General features: G+C 76.0%; 4 protein-coding genes. All 4 read left to right on the top strand.

The features are described 5' to 3' along the window. The first annotated feature begins 64 nt into the window (after positions 1-64). The 4 genes from ACWCYY_RS12865 to ACWCYY_RS12880 all read left to right on the top strand — a co-directional run bounded on the left by ACWCYY_RS12865 (position 65) and on the right by ACWCYY_RS12880 (position 15,616). Positions 65-14,422 carry an amino acid adenylation domain-containing protein gene (locus ACWCYY_RS12865; protein ID WP_449796025.1) on the top strand — a complete coding sequence of 4,786 codons (14,358 nt, stop codon included), beginning with the start codon at positions 65-67 and terminating at the stop codon, positions 14,420-14,422. 13 nt (positions 14,423-14,435) lie between these two features. Further along, on the top strand, positions 14,436-14,645 hold the full coding sequence (locus ACWCYY_RS12870) for an MbtH family protein (RefSeq protein ID WP_345284734.1): 210 nt from the start codon (positions 14,436-14,438) through the stop codon (positions 14,643-14,645). A gap of 10 nt (positions 14,646-14,655) precedes the next feature. Further along, positions 14,656-15,348 (top strand): VOC family protein, encoded by a 693-nt coding sequence (locus ACWCYY_RS12875; RefSeq protein WP_449796026.1) that lies wholly within the window; start codon positions 14,656-14,658, stop codon positions 15,346-15,348. 121 nt (positions 15,349-15,469) lie between these two features. After that, a complete protein-coding gene (locus ACWCYY_RS12880) occupies positions 15,470-15,616 on the top strand; it encodes a hypothetical protein (protein ID WP_345284730.1) in 147 nt (48 codons plus the stop codon). Positions 15,617-15,697 lie beyond the last annotated feature (81 nt).

The following is a 15,697-nucleotide window of genomic DNA, read 5'->3' on the forward strand; positions in this document are numbered from 1 at the left end:
AGCCGCCCGGGCGCCGCCGCCCCCGGACGCACCGTCACCGGCCCATCCAGAGAGGCGTACCACCATGTCTGCTGCCGAGTCCGACCCGACGGCACCCGCCGGCCTGCCGATGACCGGCGGCCAGCACGGGATCTGGCTCGCCCAGCAGTACGAACCGGAGGGCACCGCCTTCCATGCCGCCTACTTCCTGGACCTGCACGGGGCCGTGGACCTGCCGCGGCTCGCCGCGGCAGCCCGCCGGGCGGTGGAGGAGGCCGAGTGCCTGCGGGTGCGGTTCGCCCCCGGCCCGGTCCAACTCCCGGACACGGCGAGGGAGATGGCCGTGCCGGAGGTGGTCGACCTGCGGGGCGAGGGCGACCCGTACGGGGCGGCGGAGGCGTGGATGGCGGCCGACCGGGTGCGGCCGATCGACCTGGCGGCCGGGCCGCTGCACCGGCACGCGCTGCTCCGGCTGGCCGACGGCGTGGTGCGCTGGTACCAGGTCTACCACCACATCGCGGTGGACGGCACCGGCGTCGCCCTGATCACCCGCCGGGCCGCCGCGCTCTACGACGACCCGTCGGCCCCGGCGTCCGACCCGGACTGGCGGCTGGCCCGACTCACCGACGCCGAGCGGGCCTACCTGGCCTCGCCCGCCCACGAGGCCGACCGCGCCTACTGGCGCGCCAAGCTGGCGGCCCGCCCGGAGCCGGCCCGCCTCGCCACGGCCCGCCCGTCCTCACCGGCCGCACCGGCCGACGGCGAGCCGGGGGGCTCGACCGCAGGCACCGGTGGGCCGGGGGCCCGTCCGGACGGGACGGACCTCACGGCGGACCGGGGCAGTCAGGGCGGCACCGGAGTGCGGCAGGGCGGCCAGGGTGGCGCCGGCGGGCCGGGGGAGCAGGGTGGCACCGGCCGGGTGACGCCCGGTCAGGGCGGTGGCGCCGGTTCGGCGGAGTGCCGGAGCGCCGGCTCGGCCTCCGCCTCCACTGCCACGCGGGTGACCCGGCACGTGGAGCTCGGCGCCGAGCGGGTGGCGCGCCTGCGGGCGGCCGCGCGGGCCATGGGCGTGCGGACCTCCCGCCTGCTGGTGGCCGCCGTCGCGGCCTATCTGCACCGCAGCACGGGGGAGAACGACCTGCTGGTCGGCCTGCCCGTCGCCGCCCGGCCGGACGGCGGGCGGGCCGAGGTGCCCGGGATGCTCTCCAACATCCTGCCGCTGCGGCTCACCGTCCGCCCCGCCACCACCCTCGCCGAGCTGGTCGCCGAAGTGGCGGACGGCATCGCCGAGTTGCTGCCCCACAGCCGCCTGCGCGCCGAGGAGCTGGCCCGTGAGCTCGGCCTCGCCGAGGGCGTCGCCGCGCTCACCGGCCCCACCGTCAACGTCCTCCCGGTCGGCACCGGCCTCGGCTTCACCGGCCTCGCCCCGGAGTTCCGCCCGCTCTGGCTCGGCCCGGCCGCCGACCTCGCGATCACCTTCGGGGAGACCCTGGCGGGCGACGGCATCCGCCTCGACCTCGCCCTGGATACCCCGGCCGACGCGACCGCGCAGGCCGAGCTGGCCGGCCACCAGCGACGCCTGCTGCGCGTCCTGGACGCCCTCACCGGCGACCCGGACCTGCCGGTGGCCCGGATCGAGCTGCTCGCCGCCGCCGAACTCACCGAACTGCTGGAGGAGTTCGGCGCCGACCCGGTGGACAGCCCGGAGCTCAGCTGGCCCGCGGCCTTCGAGCGCCAGGCCGCCCGCCGCCCGGACGCGACCGCCCTGGTCTGCGAGGACCAGCGGCTGAGCTACGCCGAACTCGACGCCGCCGCCAACCGCGTGGCCCATCTGCTGCTCGCCCGCGGCGTGCGCCGGGAGGAGCCGGTCGGCCTCGCCCTGCCCCGCTCCGCCGAGCTGGTGGTGGCGCTGCTCGGGGTGCTCAAGGCCGGCGCGGCCTACCTCCCGCTGGACGCCGACCACCCGCGCGAGCGGATCGCGTACATGCTGGCCGACGCCGGGGCCCGCACCGTCCTCACCACCACCGCGCTCGCGCCGGAACTCCCCGCCGGCGTCGAGGCCCTGGCCCTCGACGCCCCCGAGGTCCAGGAGGCGCTGGCCTCGGCGCCGTCCACCTCCCCGGGCGTGGACATCGCCCTGGACGAGGCTGCCTACGTGATCTACACCTCCGGCTCCACCGGCCGCCCCAAGGGCGTCCTGGTCCCGCACGACGGCATCGGCAGTCTGATCGCCACCGCCACCGAGCGGATCGGCGTCACCGAGCACAGCCGGGTCGCCCAGTTCGCCTCGGTAGGCTTCGACGTGACGGTCTGGGACCTGGTGATGTCGCTCTGCGTCGGCGGACAGGTGGTCCTGGTGCCCGCCGAACGCCGGGTCGCCGGGCCCGCGTTGACGGAGTACCTGACCGAGCACCGGGCCACCCACATGATCCTGCCGCCCTCTCTGGTGGCCGCCCTGCCGCCGGAGTGCACCCTGCCCGAGGGCGCGGTACTGGTGGTCGGCACCGAGGCGGTACCCCAGGAGCTGGTGGCCCGCTGGGCCGGCCGGCTGCGCGTGGTGGTCGCGTACGGACTGACCGAGGCGAGCGTCAACTCCACGCTCTGGCCCGCCACCTCCGGCTGGAGCGGGCCCGTCCCGATCGGCCGCCCGGACCCGAACACCCGCTGCCACGTGCTCGACCCGGCGCTGCGCCCCGTCGCGGTCGGCGTCGAGGGCGAGCTCTACGTCTCCGGGCGCGGCCTGGCCCGGGGCTACCTCGGCCGGTACGGGCTGACGGCCGAACGCTTCGTCGCCGACCCCTTCGGCGAGCCGGGCGGCCGGATGTACCGGACGGGGGACCGGGTCCGCTGGCGGGCCGACGGGAACCTGGAGTTCCTGGGACGGGCCGACGGCCAGGTGAAGATCCGCGGCCACCGGATCGAGCCCGGCGAGGTGGAGAGCGCCTTCATGGCCCGCCCCGGCATCGCCCAGGCCGCCGTGCTGGTCCGCGAGGACCACCGGGGCACCAAGCGGCTGGTGGCCTACCTGGTGGGCGGCCGGGACGCGGTGGCGGCGGCCCGCGCCGCGGTGGCGGGGGAGCTGCCCGAGCACCTGGTGCCGAGCGCCGTGGTGGTGCTGGACCGGCCGCTCCCGCTGACCCCCAACGGCAAGCTCGACCACCGGGCGCTGCCCGATCCGGACTGGACCGCGGGAGGCGGCGACGCCGGTTCGGCGCCGGGCAGCCCGCTGGAGGCCACGCTCGCGCGGCTGTTCGGCGAGGTGCTGGCGCTGCCCCGGGTCGGGGTGCACGAGAGCTTCTTCGAGCTGGGCGGCGACAGCATCGTGGCCATCCAGCTGGTCAACTCCGCCCGCGAGCAGGGCATCGGGCTCACGCCCCGGCAGGTGTTCCGGCTGCGCACCGTCGCCGCGCTGGCCGCCGCGGCCACCCTCGTCGGGACCGGCTCCGCGGCCCCGGCGGTGGTGCTCGACCCGGAGGCGCTGCCGGTCTCCCCGCTCCAGGAGGGGTTCTTCTTCCACGCCGCACTGGACGGCGCCGCGCAGGACGGGTACCTCGTCCAGGAGGTGCTGGAGCTGGCCGGGGCGGTGGACGGCGAGCGGCTGCGCGGGGCGCTGCGCACCGTGCTGGAACGCCACCCGCTGCTGCGGGCCGGCTTCCGTCAGCTCCTGGACGGCCGGGTGGTGCAGCGGATCGCGCCGCTCGGCGAACTGCCGTGGCGCGTGGTCGAGTCGAGCGGGCCGGCCGACGGACCGGACGACGGTCCCTTGGAGGCGGCGCTCGCCGAGGACCGGGCCGCCGGGTTCGACCTCGCGGTGCCGCCGCTGCTGCGGGCCACCCTGCTGCGGACGCCGGGCCGGACCAGGCTGCTGCTGACGCTGCACCACATCGTGGCCGACGGCTGGTCCGTGGCCCTGGTCCTGCGCGACCTGCTCGCCGCCCACGGGGGTGCCCCGCTGCCGCCCGCGCCGTCCCCGGACGGCTACCTCGGCTGGCTGGTCACCCGGGACCGCGAGGCCGCCCGCACGGCCTGGAGCACCGCCCTCGCCGGACCGCTCGAACCGCTGAAGCTGCTGGGTGATGCAGTGGATCCCGCCGCACCAGGGACGGTGGAGGTCCGGCTTCCCGCCGAACTCACGGCCGGGATAGCCGAGTTCGCGCGGTCGCACGGCCTCACCCCGAGCACCGTGCTGCACGGGGCCTGGGCCGTCCTGCTGGGTGCGCTGACCAACCGTGAGGAGGTGCTGTTCGGCACCACCGTCTCCGGCCGCACCACCGAGGTGGCCGGCAGCGCGGAGCTGGTCGGGCTGTTCAGCAACACCGTCCCGGTCCGCGTGCGACTGCGCCCCGAGGAGTCGCTGTCCGCCCTGCTGGCCCGTCTCCAGGAGGAGCAGAGCGCCCTGCTCGACCACCAGCACCTGGGCCTCGCCGAGCTGCAACGGATCGGCGGGGGCGGCGAGTTGTTCGACACCCTGGTGGTCTTCGAGAACCACCCGACGGCGGCCCTGGACGCCGGGCCGGCCGCCGGGGACGGCCTGCGGATCACCGGGGTCGAGGTCCGCGATGCGGTGCACTACCCGCTGGCCCTGGTGGTGCTCCCCGGCGAGGAGCTCGAACTGCGGCTCAAGCACGACGGCAGCAGGATCACCGCTGCCGGGACGGCCGCGCTGGCCGCCCGGCTGACGGCCCTGCTGACCACGGTCGTCACCACCCCCGAACTGCCTTTGGCCGCCGTCGACCTGCTCTCCGACCGCGAGCGCTTCCAGCTCGCCGCGCTCAACGCGACCGCCCACCCGGTGCCCGCCACCACCCTGCCCCGGCTGATCGCCGAGCAGACCGCCCGGACCCCGGACGCACCTGCCGTGGTCTCCGCCGACGCCACCCTCTCGTACGCCGAACTCGAGCGCCGGGCCGAGCGGTTGGCCACTTCCCTGCGAGCTCGGGGCGCCGGTCCGGAGCGCCACGTCGCGATAGCCCTGCCGCGCTCGGCCGAGCTGATGACCGCCCTGCTCGGCGTGCTCCGCTCCGGCGCCGCCTACCTCCCGCTGGACCCGGACCACCCGCGCGAGCGGCTCGCCACGATGCTGGCCGACTCCGGCGCCCGTACGGTGGTCACCACGGCCGGGGTCGAGCTCCCCGACCTGCCGGGCGTCGAACGGCTGCTGATCGAGGACCTCGACCAGGAACCCGAACCCGCCCCGGCCGAGGCCACCCCGGTTGAAGCCGGGCCGGACCACCCTGCCTACCTGATCTACACCTCCGGCTCCACCGGGCGCCCCAAGGGCGTGTCCGTCACCCACCGCGCGATCGTCAACCGGCTGGCCTGGATGCAGGACCGCTACCGGCTCGACCCCACCGACCGGGTGCTCCAGAAGACGCCGTCGGGCTTCGACGTCTCCGTCTGGGAGTTCTTCTGGGCCCTGTGCGAGGGCGCCGCGGTGGTGCTCGCCGAGCCCGAGGGCCACAAGGACCCGGCCTACCTCGCGGAGCTGATCCGGGCCGAGCAGGTCACCACCCTGCACTTCGTCCCCTCGATGCTGACCGCCTTCGTCCAGGCCACCCGAGCGACGGGCGGGACCGGCTGGGCGGCCAGCCTGCGCCGGGCCTTCGCCAGCGGCGAGGCGCTCGGCGGCGAGACCGCCCGCGGTTGGGCCGAGGTCTCCGGCGGGGTGCCCCTGCACAACCTCTACGGCCCGACGGAGGCGGCCGTGGACGTCACCCACTTCGACGTCCCCCGTGTCGACGTCCCCCACGTCGGGACCGGGACTGCGGCCGGCCCGGTGCCGATCGGCCGCCCGGTCTGGAACACCAGGCTGCACGTGCTGGACGGCTTCCTGCGCCCCGTCCCCGAGGACGTCCCCGGCGAGCTCTACCTGGCCGGGGTCCAGCTGGCCCGTGGCTACCTCGGCCGGTACGGCCTGACGGCCGAGCGCTTCGTGGCCGACCCGTTCGGCGAGCCGGGCAGCCGGATGTACCGCACCGGGGACCTGGTGCGCCGCCGGCCGGACGGGGAGCTCGAGTACCTGGGCCGGACGGACCGTCAGGTCAAGATCCGGGGCCAGCGGATCGAGCTGGGGGAGGTCGAGGCCGCGTTGGCCGCCCTGCCCGGGGTGGCGCGGGCCGCCGTGATCGCCCGGGACGGTGCGCTGCTCGGCTACGCGGTGCCCTCCGGAGCCGTGCTGCCCGGCACGGTGCTCGACGGGGCGGCGCTGCGCGCCGCGCTGGTGGAGGTGCTGCCGGCCGCCCTGGTCCCGCAGGCGGTCGTCCCGCTGGCGGAGCTGCCCCTGACGCCCAGTGGGAAGCTCGACCAGCGCGCCCTGCCCGCCACCGGGTCCGCCACCGGGTCCGCCACCGGGCGGACCACCGCCTCCAGGGAGCCCCGCACCTCCCTGGAGCGCGAGCTGTGCGCCGTCTACGCGGAGGTGCTGCGGCTGCCCGAGGTGGGGCCGGAGGACGACTTCTTCGTGCTGGGCGGCGACAGCCTCTCCTCCATCACCGTGGCCACCCGGGCCCGCGCGCTCGGCCTGCCGGTCGGCCCGCGCGAGGTCTTCACCGCCCGCACCCCGGCCGCCCTGGCCGCTCTCCTGCCCGCCCCCGACGAGTCGAAGCCGACCCCCGAGCCGGAGCCCGCCACCGCCGTGACCGAACCGACCGACCTCACCCTGGGCGCCGCCGAGGCCGCCGCCCTCCAGGCCCTGCTCGCGCAGCAGGGCAGTGCCGACCCGGCGCTGCAGTCCCTGCTGGCCAAGCTCACGGCGGCCGCCGGGGCCCCGGCCCCGGCTCCGCTGCTCGACCTGACGGGGGAGGAGCGTGCCAGGGTCGAAGCCGTCGCCGGGCGGACCGTCGGCGAGGTCTGGCCGCTCTCACCGCTCCAGGAGGGCATGTACTTCCACGCCGGCTACGACAGCGGGGACGCGCTCGACGTCTACCTCTCGCAGGAGACCCTGGAGCTGGACCACCGCCTGGACACCGACCGGCTGCGCGCCGCCTGCCGCGCCCTGCTGGAGCGCAACCCCGGCCTGCGGGCCGGCTTCACCGCCGACGGCGTCCCTGACCCGGTCCAGTACCTGGTCGAGCAGGCCGAGATCCCGCTCGCCGTCGCCGACCTCGCCCACCTCCCGGAGGCCGAACAGGACGCCCGCGCGGCCGAGTTGCTGGCCGAGGACCGGCGCCGGCGCTTCGACCTGACGGCCCCTCCGCTCTGCCGCCTGCTGCTGCTCCGGCGCGGCGGCGGCCGGGACACCCTGGTCGTGACCCACCACCTGATCCTCTGGGACGGCTGGTCCGCCTGGCTCTTCCTGGAGGAGCTCTTCACCCTCTACGCCCGCTCCGGCGACACCGCCGGCCTTCCGCGGCCCGGCTCCTACCGCGAGCACCTCCGCTGGCTGGCCGATCAGGACTCCGAGGCGGCCCTCGACGCCTGGGCCGGAGCCCTCTCCGGCCTGACGGAGCCCACCCTCACCGCCCCCGCCGGCCGCGACGGCGGCCCGGTCATCCCCGAGGACCACCACGCCCTGCTGGACGCCGGCGCGAGCGAGCGCCTGCACGCCGCCGCCCGCGCCCACGGCCTCACCCTCAACTCCCTGCTCAGCGCCGCCTGGGGCCTGACCCTCTCCGCCCTGCTCGGCCGCTCCGACGTGGTCTTCGGCACCGCCGTGGCCGGTCGGCCCGCGGAGGTGCCCGGGGTGGCCGGGATCATCGGGATGTTCCTGAACACCGTGCCCACCCGGATCGCGTTCCGCCCCGCCGAGCCGGTGCCGGAGCTGCTCCGGCGCCTCCAGGCCGAGCGCGCCGAGCTGATGCCGCACGAGTACCTCGGCCTCGGCGCGATCCAGCAACGGACCGGCCACCGACGGCTGTTCGACACCCTCTTCGTGCTGCGCTCCGCCGACGGGGAGGAGCGCGCCGCCGCCCTGCGGGCCCAGCACGGCATCACCGCGGTGGGCAACGTGGACGGCACGCACTTCCCGCTCACCCTGATCGTCACCCCCGAGGCCCGTCTGCGGGTCACCCTGGCCGCCCGCCCCGACCTCTTCCCGGCCGAGGCCGCGCGCACCGTCCTGGACCGCTACACCACCGTGCTGGACCGCCTCGCCGAGGGCCTGGAGGCCGCCGCGCCCGTCGGGCGCCTGGACCTGTTGCTGCCCGGCGAGGCCCCCGACACAGCCGGTACCCGCGAGCCCCTGCCGGACCGCACGGTGGCCGAACTGCTGGCCGAGCAGGCCGCCCGCACCCCCGGCGCGACCGCCCTGGTCAGCGGCGGACAGCGGCTCAGCTACGCCGAGTTGGACGCCGAGGTCAACCGCCTCGCCCGCCTGCTGCTCTCCCACGGCGCCGGCCCCGAGCGCGTGGTGGCCCTCGCCCTGCCGCGCTCGGTGCGGACCGTGGTCGCCCTCTTCGCGGTGCTGCGCACCGGCGCCGCCTACCAGCCGCTGGACCTCGACCACCCGGCCGACCGCCTGCGGCTGATGCTCGAGGACACCCGCCCGCTCTGCCTGCTCACCACCACCGAGGTCGCCCCGGCCCTGGCCGGAACCGCCGAGCCGGTGCTGCTCGACCATCCGGACGTCCAGGCCGAGTTGGCCGCCCTCCCGGCCGGGCCGCTCGCCGACGTCCCCGGCTTCGAGCCCGGCCGCCCCGGCCGTCTGGAGCACCCCGCCTACGTCATCCACACCTCCGGCTCCACCGGCCGCCCCAAGGGCGTGGTCACCCCCTACCGGGGCCTGACGAACATGCAGCTCAACCACCAGCGCGAGGTGTTCGCCCCCGCCGTCGCCTCGGCGGGCGGGCGCCGGCTGCGGATCGCCCACACCGTCTCCTTCGCCTTCGACATGTCCTGGGAGGAGCTGCTCTGGCTGGTCGAGGGCCACGAGGTGCACGTCTGCGACGAGGAGCTGCGCCGCGACGCCGAGCAGCTCGTCGCGTACTGCGACCGGAACGCGGTGGACGTGGTGAACGTCACCCCCACCTATGCCCAACTCCTCATCGAGCACGGCCTGTTGGAGGGCCACCGGCCCGCCCTGGTGCTGCTCGGCGGCGAGGCCGTCCCGGACGCGGTCTGGCACCGCCTGCGCGAGACCGAGGGCACCTACGGCTACAACCTCTACGGCCCCACCGAGTACACCATCAACACCCTCGGCGGCTCCACCGCCGACAGCCGCACCCCCACCGTCGGCCGCCCCATCCGCAACACCCGGGCCCACGTGCTGGACGCCATGCTGCGCCCGGTCGCCCCCGGGGCCCCCGGCGAGCTGTACATCGCCGGCACCGGCCTGGCCCGCGGCTACCACGACCGGCCCGGGCTGACCGCCGCCCGCTTCGTCGCCGACCCCTTCGGCGAGCCGGGGGAGCGGATGTACCGCACCGGCGACCTGGTGCGCCGCCGCCCCGACGGCCTGCTGGACTTCCTCGGCCGCACCGACGACCAGGTCAAGATCCGCGGCTACCGGATCGAACTCGGCGAGGTCGCCGCCGCCCTGACCACCCATCCGGCCGTGGCCCGGGCCGCCGTGGTGGTCGGCGAGGGCAGGCGCCTGGTCGGCTACGCCGTCCCGTCCGGCCCGGTCACCCCCGAGGAGCTCCGCGCCCACCTGCGCACCGTGCTGCCCGACTACATGGTGCCCGCCGCGACCGTCCTGCTCGACGCCCTGCCGCTGACCGTCAACGGCAAGCTGGACGCCCGCGCCCTCCCGGCTCCCGACCTCGCCGGGCTCACCGGCCCCGGCCGCGCCCCGCGCGACGACCGCGAACGGGCCCTCTGCGCGCTCTACGCCGAGGTGCTCGGCCTGCCCGAGGGCAGCGTCACCGTCGACGCCGACTTCTTCGACCTCGGCGGCCACTCCCTGCTGGCCACCCGCCTGATCGGCCGGGCCCGCGCGGTGCTCGGCGCCGGCCTGGCCATCCGCGACCTGTTCGAGGCGCCGACCGTCGCCGACCTGGTCGCCCGGGTCGACGCGGCCACCGGCGCGGAGCGTCCGGCGGCCCGCCCGGAGCTGGTGGCCACGGTCCGCCCCGCCGAGATCCCGCTCTCCGCCGCCCAGCAACGCCTGTGGCTGATCCAGCAGTTGGAGGGCACCTCCGCCGCCTACAACTTCCCGCTGGTGCTCCGGCTGCGCGGCCGCTTCGACCTCGCCGCCTGGACGGCCGCCCTCGCCGACCTGACGGCCCGCCACGAACCGCTGCGCACCCTCTTCCGGGTCCGTGACGGCCGCCCCCACCAGCACGTGCTGCCACCCGCCGAGGCCCGGCCGGAGGTCACGGTGGTGCCCGCCAGCGAGGAGCTGCTGCCCGACCTGATCGCCGCCGCCGTCGCCCGACCCTTCGACCTCGCCGCCGAACTCCCGCTGCGCGCCAGTGTGCTGGAGATCGACCCGGAGGACCGGGTGGTGGTCCTGCTGCTCCACCACATCACCACCGACGAGTGGTCCGACCGCCCGTTCCTGCGCGACCTCACCACCGCCTACGCCGCGCGCCGCTCGGGCCTGGCCCCCGCCTGGGAGCCGCTGCCGGTGCAGTACGCCGACTACGCGCTCTGGCAGCGGCGGCTGCTCGGCGCCGACGACGACCCCTCCAGCCTGGGCGCCGCCCAACTCGCCCACTGGAAGCGGACGCTGGCGGGCGCCCCGGAGGAGCTGGAGCTCCCGACCGACCGCCCCCGCCCCGCCCGGCCCGGCTTCCACGGTGCCGACCTCGCCGTCGAGCTCGCCCCGGACACCCACCACGCCCTGCGCGCACTCGCCCGCGAGCACGGCGCCAGCATGTTCATGGTGCTCCACGCCGCCGTCGCCGCGCTGCTGCACCGCCTCGGCGCCGGCACCGACCTGCCGATCGGCGCACCCATCGCCGGGCGGGACGAGGAGGCCCTGGACGACCTGGTCGGCTTCTTCGTCAACACCCTGGTCCTGCGCACCGACCTGACGGGCGACCCGAGCTTCGCCGAACTCCTCACCCGGGTCCGCACCACCGACCTGGCCGCCTTCTCCCACGCCGACCTGCCCTTCGAACGCGTCGTCGAGGCGGTCAACCCGGCCCGCTCCACCTCACGCAACCCGCTCTTCCAGGTGATGGTCGGTCACCACACCCGCACCGACGCGCCCCTGGCGCTGGAAGGCCTGCGCGCCGAGTACGTCCCGTACCCGACCCGGACCGCCAAGTTCGACCTGGTCTTCAGCTTCACCGAGCAGCTGGGGGAGCGGGAGCGGCTCGGCTGCCGGATCGAGTACGCCACCGAGCTCTTCGACCGCCGCACCGTCGAGGAGCTGGCCGCCCGGCTGGAGCTGCTGCTGGCCGCCGTGCTCGCCGACCCGTCCCGACCGCTCTCCCACGCGGACGTGCTGCGGGAGGGGGAGCGCGAGCTGGTGCTGGAGACCTTCAACGCCACCGCGCGCCCGGTGGACGAGCTCACCCTCCCCGAACTGTTCGCCGCCCGGCTGGCCGAACGGCCCGACGCCGTGGCCGTGGTGGACCGCGGCCGGGAGGTCGGCTACGCCGAGCTCGACGCCCGGGCCGCCCGGATCGCCGCCCTGCTGGCGGCCCGGGGCGTCGGAGCGGAGAGCGTGGTCGGCGTCGCCGTCCCGCGCTCGGCCGACCTGATCGCCACCGTGCTCGCGGTGCTGCGGCTGGGCGCCGCCTTCCTCCCACTGGACCTGGCCCACCCCGCCGACCGCCTCACGCACTTCCTCGGCGACTCCGCCGCCACCCTGGTGGTCGCCACCGAACCGGTCGCCGGGAAGTTCCCGCCGGTCGCCCCGCTGCTCCTCCTGGACGCCCCGGCCGTGGCGGCCGAGCTCTCCGCCGCCGAACCGGCCGCCCCGGTCCGGGTGGCGCTCGACCAGGCCGCCTACGTCATCTACACCTCCGGCTCCACCGGCCGCCCCAAGGGCGTCGTACTGCCGCACGAGGGCATCGCCAGCCTGGTCGCCACCGCCGTGGACCGGATGGGCCTGACCGCCGACAGCCGCGTGCTCCAGTTCGCCTCGGTCGGCTTCGACGTCTTCGTCTTCGAACTCGCCATGGCCCTGTGCCACGGAGGACGCCTCGTCCTCGTCCCGGACGAGGCCCGGGTGGCCGGCCCCGCGCTCACCGACTTCCTGGCCGAGCAGCGCGTCACCCACCTGATCCTGCCGCCCTCGCTGGTCTCCGCCCTGCCGCCCGGTTGCGAACTCCCCGAGGGCTCCACCATCCTGGTCGGCACCGAGACCGTCCCGCCGGACCTGATCGACCGCTGGGCGGGCAGCGTCAACCTGATCGCCGCCTACGGCCTCACCGAAGCCACCGTCAACTCCACCCTCTGGCCCGCCACCCGCACCGGCCGCCGCAGCGGCCAGGTCCCGATCGGCGCCCCCGACCCCAACACCCGCTGCTACGTGCTGGACGACGCCCTGCGCCCCGTCCCGCCCGGGGTGGTCGGCGAACTCTACGTCGCGGGGCGGGGGTTGGCCCGCGGTTACCTCGCCCGCCCCGGCCTGACCGCGACCCGGTTCCTCGCCGACCCGTTCGGCGCCCCCGGCGCCCGGATGTACCGGACCGGGGACCGCGCCCGCTGGCGCCGGGACGGGAACCTCGACTTCCTCGGCCGGGTGGACACCCAGGTGAAGATCCGCGGCTTCCGGATCGAACTCGGCGAGATCGAGGCCGCGTTGACCGCCCAGCCGTCGGTCGCCCAGGCCGCCGTGCTCCCCGACCGGCGGGGCGACATCGTCCGCCTGGTCGGGTACGTGGTCCCCGCCGCCGGGAAGCCGTTCGACCCCACCGCCCTCCGGGAACGCCTCGCCGCCGCGCTCCCCGAGTACATGCTCCCCTCCGCCCTCCTCCCGCTGGACGGCCCGCTCCCGCTCACCCCGAACGGCAAGCTCGACCGGGCCGCCCTCCCCGCCCCCGACTGGGCCGACCTGACCGGTGCCGACCAGCCCGAGGGCCCGGCCGAGGAGGCGGTCGGCCGGATCTTCCGCGAGATCCTCCGGCTGCCGGTCGTCGGCCGCCACGACGACTTCTTCGCCCTCGGCGGCCACTCGATGGCCTCCATGCGCCTGGTCGGACGCCTACGCGCCGAACTCGGCGTCGAGCTGGGCATCCGGGACGTCTTCGACGCCCCCACCGTGGCCGGCCTCGCCGCCAAGCTCACCCCCTCGACCGCCGCCCGCCCCGCCCTCCTGCCCGCACCGCCCGCCCCCTCCCCGCAGCCCCTCCCGCTGGCGCCGGTCCAGCGCTGGCACGCCAGCCCGGTCCACCCCGGCTGGGACCACGCCCTCGTCCTCCGCTCACCCGGCGGGCTGTCCCGGGCCGCGCTGGCCGCCGCGCTCGCCGACCTGGCTGAGCGGCACGCTCCGCTGCGGACCTCCGCCGGAGAGGGCGGTCAACTCCCGGTTCCCGGGCCACGCCTGGAGTGCTCCGCCTGCCCCGACCTGGAGGCCAGGATCGCCGAGCTGGCCACCGGCCGTGCCGTCTTCCCCGACGGCGCCCCGCTCCGGGCCCACCTGCTGACCGACCCCACCGGAGCGCAGGCCGTCCTGCTCACCCTGCACTACCTGGCCGTGGACGAGTGGTCCGTGGTCCCGCTGCTCCGCGACCTCACCGCCGCCTACACCGCCCGGCTCGGCGGCGCCGCCCCCGCCTGGGCCCCGCTCCCGGTGGACTACACCGACTACACCCGCTGGGCCCACGCCGTGCTGGCCTCCCACGACCTGGCCGCCACTCAACTCGCCCACTGGCGGCAGACCTTGGCCGGAGCCCCGACCCGCCTCGCCCTCCCCGCGGACCGTCCGGCCCCGACCGTGCGCACCCACCGGGCCGCCCACGTCCCCTTCGTCCTCGACCCGCGCCTGCGCCGCGCCGTCGACCGCCTGGCCTCGGCCACCGGCACCAGCATGTTCATGGTGCTGCACGCGGCGCTCGCCACCCTGCTCACCGCCCACGGGACCGGCACCGACCTGCCCATCGGCGCCAAGGTGGCCGGCCGCACGGACGACCAACTCGCCGACCTGGTCGGCTGCTTCTTCAACACCGTCGTCCTGCGCACCGACACCGGGGGCGACCCGAGCTTCGCCGACCTGCTCGCCCGGGTCCGGGAGACCACCCTGGCCGCCCTCGAACACCAGGAGCTCCCGTACGCCGAGGTGCTCCAGGCCACCGACCTGGCCGGCCACTCGCCCCAGGTCATGGTCATCCACCACGAGGCCGCCGAACTCGCCTCCCTGGAAGGCGGAGTGGGTACCCTCGAAGCCGTCCCCACCGGTTGGACCCCCGCCGACCTCACCCTCAGCTTCCACCAGCCGCGCGGCGACGGCGAGGTGCACTGCGCCCTGATCCACGCCACCGACCGCCTCGGCCCCCGGAAGGCCGGCGCCCTGGCCGGCGAACTCCTCACCCTCCTCCGGACCGCCACCGCCAACCCCGACCTCCCACTCACCGTCCTGGCCGCCCTGATGGCCACCCCCTGCACCGACTGAGGAGCCCACTCCCGTGACCACCAACCCGTTCGACGACCCCGAGGCCGACTTCCACGTCCTGGTCAACGCGGACAACCAGCACTCCCTCTGGCCGGCCTTCGCCCCCGTCCCGCCCGGCTGGACCAGCATCCTCGGCCCCACCACCCGCGACGCCTGCCTCACCCACATCGAGTCCCACTGGACCGACCTGCGCCCGGCGGGCCTGACCGCCCGTCAGGCCTGAGGACGTGGGCGTGGAACGGACATTGAGCGGGCGGGAGGCCTCGGAGGCCGTCGGCGGTCTCGGGTGGCGGTTCCTGCTGGGCGCGATCCGCACCTCGGTCCCCGTCGGGTCGCTGGCCGAGGGGGTCGCGGTGGCGGCGGGTGCGGTGGCGGCCTGCGGCGACGAGGCCGACCGGCACCTCCGTGTCGACGTCCGGCCCGGGCGGGTGGTCCTGACCCTCCAGTCACTGGACCACGCCGCCGTGACGACCCGGGACGTCTCCCTCGCGGGCCGGATCTCGGCCGTCGCGGAGGAGTCCGGTTCACGGACGGAGCCCGAGGTGGGAGCGGACGCACCGCGGTCGGTCCAGCTCCTGGAACTCGCCATCGACGCCCTCGACATCGCGGCGATCCGCTCGTTCTGGAAGGCCGTGCTGGGCTACGCCGACGAGCAGGGAGCCGACGGCCCCCGGGATCCCCTGGTCGACCCGGTCGGGCAGGGCCCGGCGATCTGGTTCCAGCAGATGGACCAGGCCCGCCCGCAGCGCAACCGCATCCACTTCGACGTGTGCGTCCCCCACGACGAGGCGCCCCGGCGGATCGCCGCAGCGTTGGCGGCCGGCGGCCGCCTGCTCTCCGCCGCCCGGGCCCCGGCCTTCTGGGTGCTCGCCGACGTCGAGGACAACGAGGTCTGCGTGACCACCTGGCAGGGCCGGGACGGATAGCGGAATTCGAACTCCGGGTGCGGAACGATCTGTTGACGAAGCAGCCGGGGCGCGGCAAGACTGGGCGGCGGTCCCGTGCCGTGCGGGGCCGGGGTTCGTTCCCACTTGTCAGGAGGACCGTATGGAAGCTCCGACCGTACACGCGCTGCCGGCCGACACCACGTTCGGCGACGCGGAGTTCGACCTCGTGATCGGCGAGCTGGAGCAGGACGCGCCGAAGGGCCAGCCGCAGAACGGCACCTGTATCCGCGTTTACTGCTCCTTCTAGCAAGTGGCGGGGGAATCCGCTGCGGAGGCAGAGTTTCCCCCCTCCGAGGAGAATCGGGTGCCGCCGTATTCGGTGGCACCC

This window comes from Kitasatospora sp. NPDC001664, from assembly GCF_053596675.1.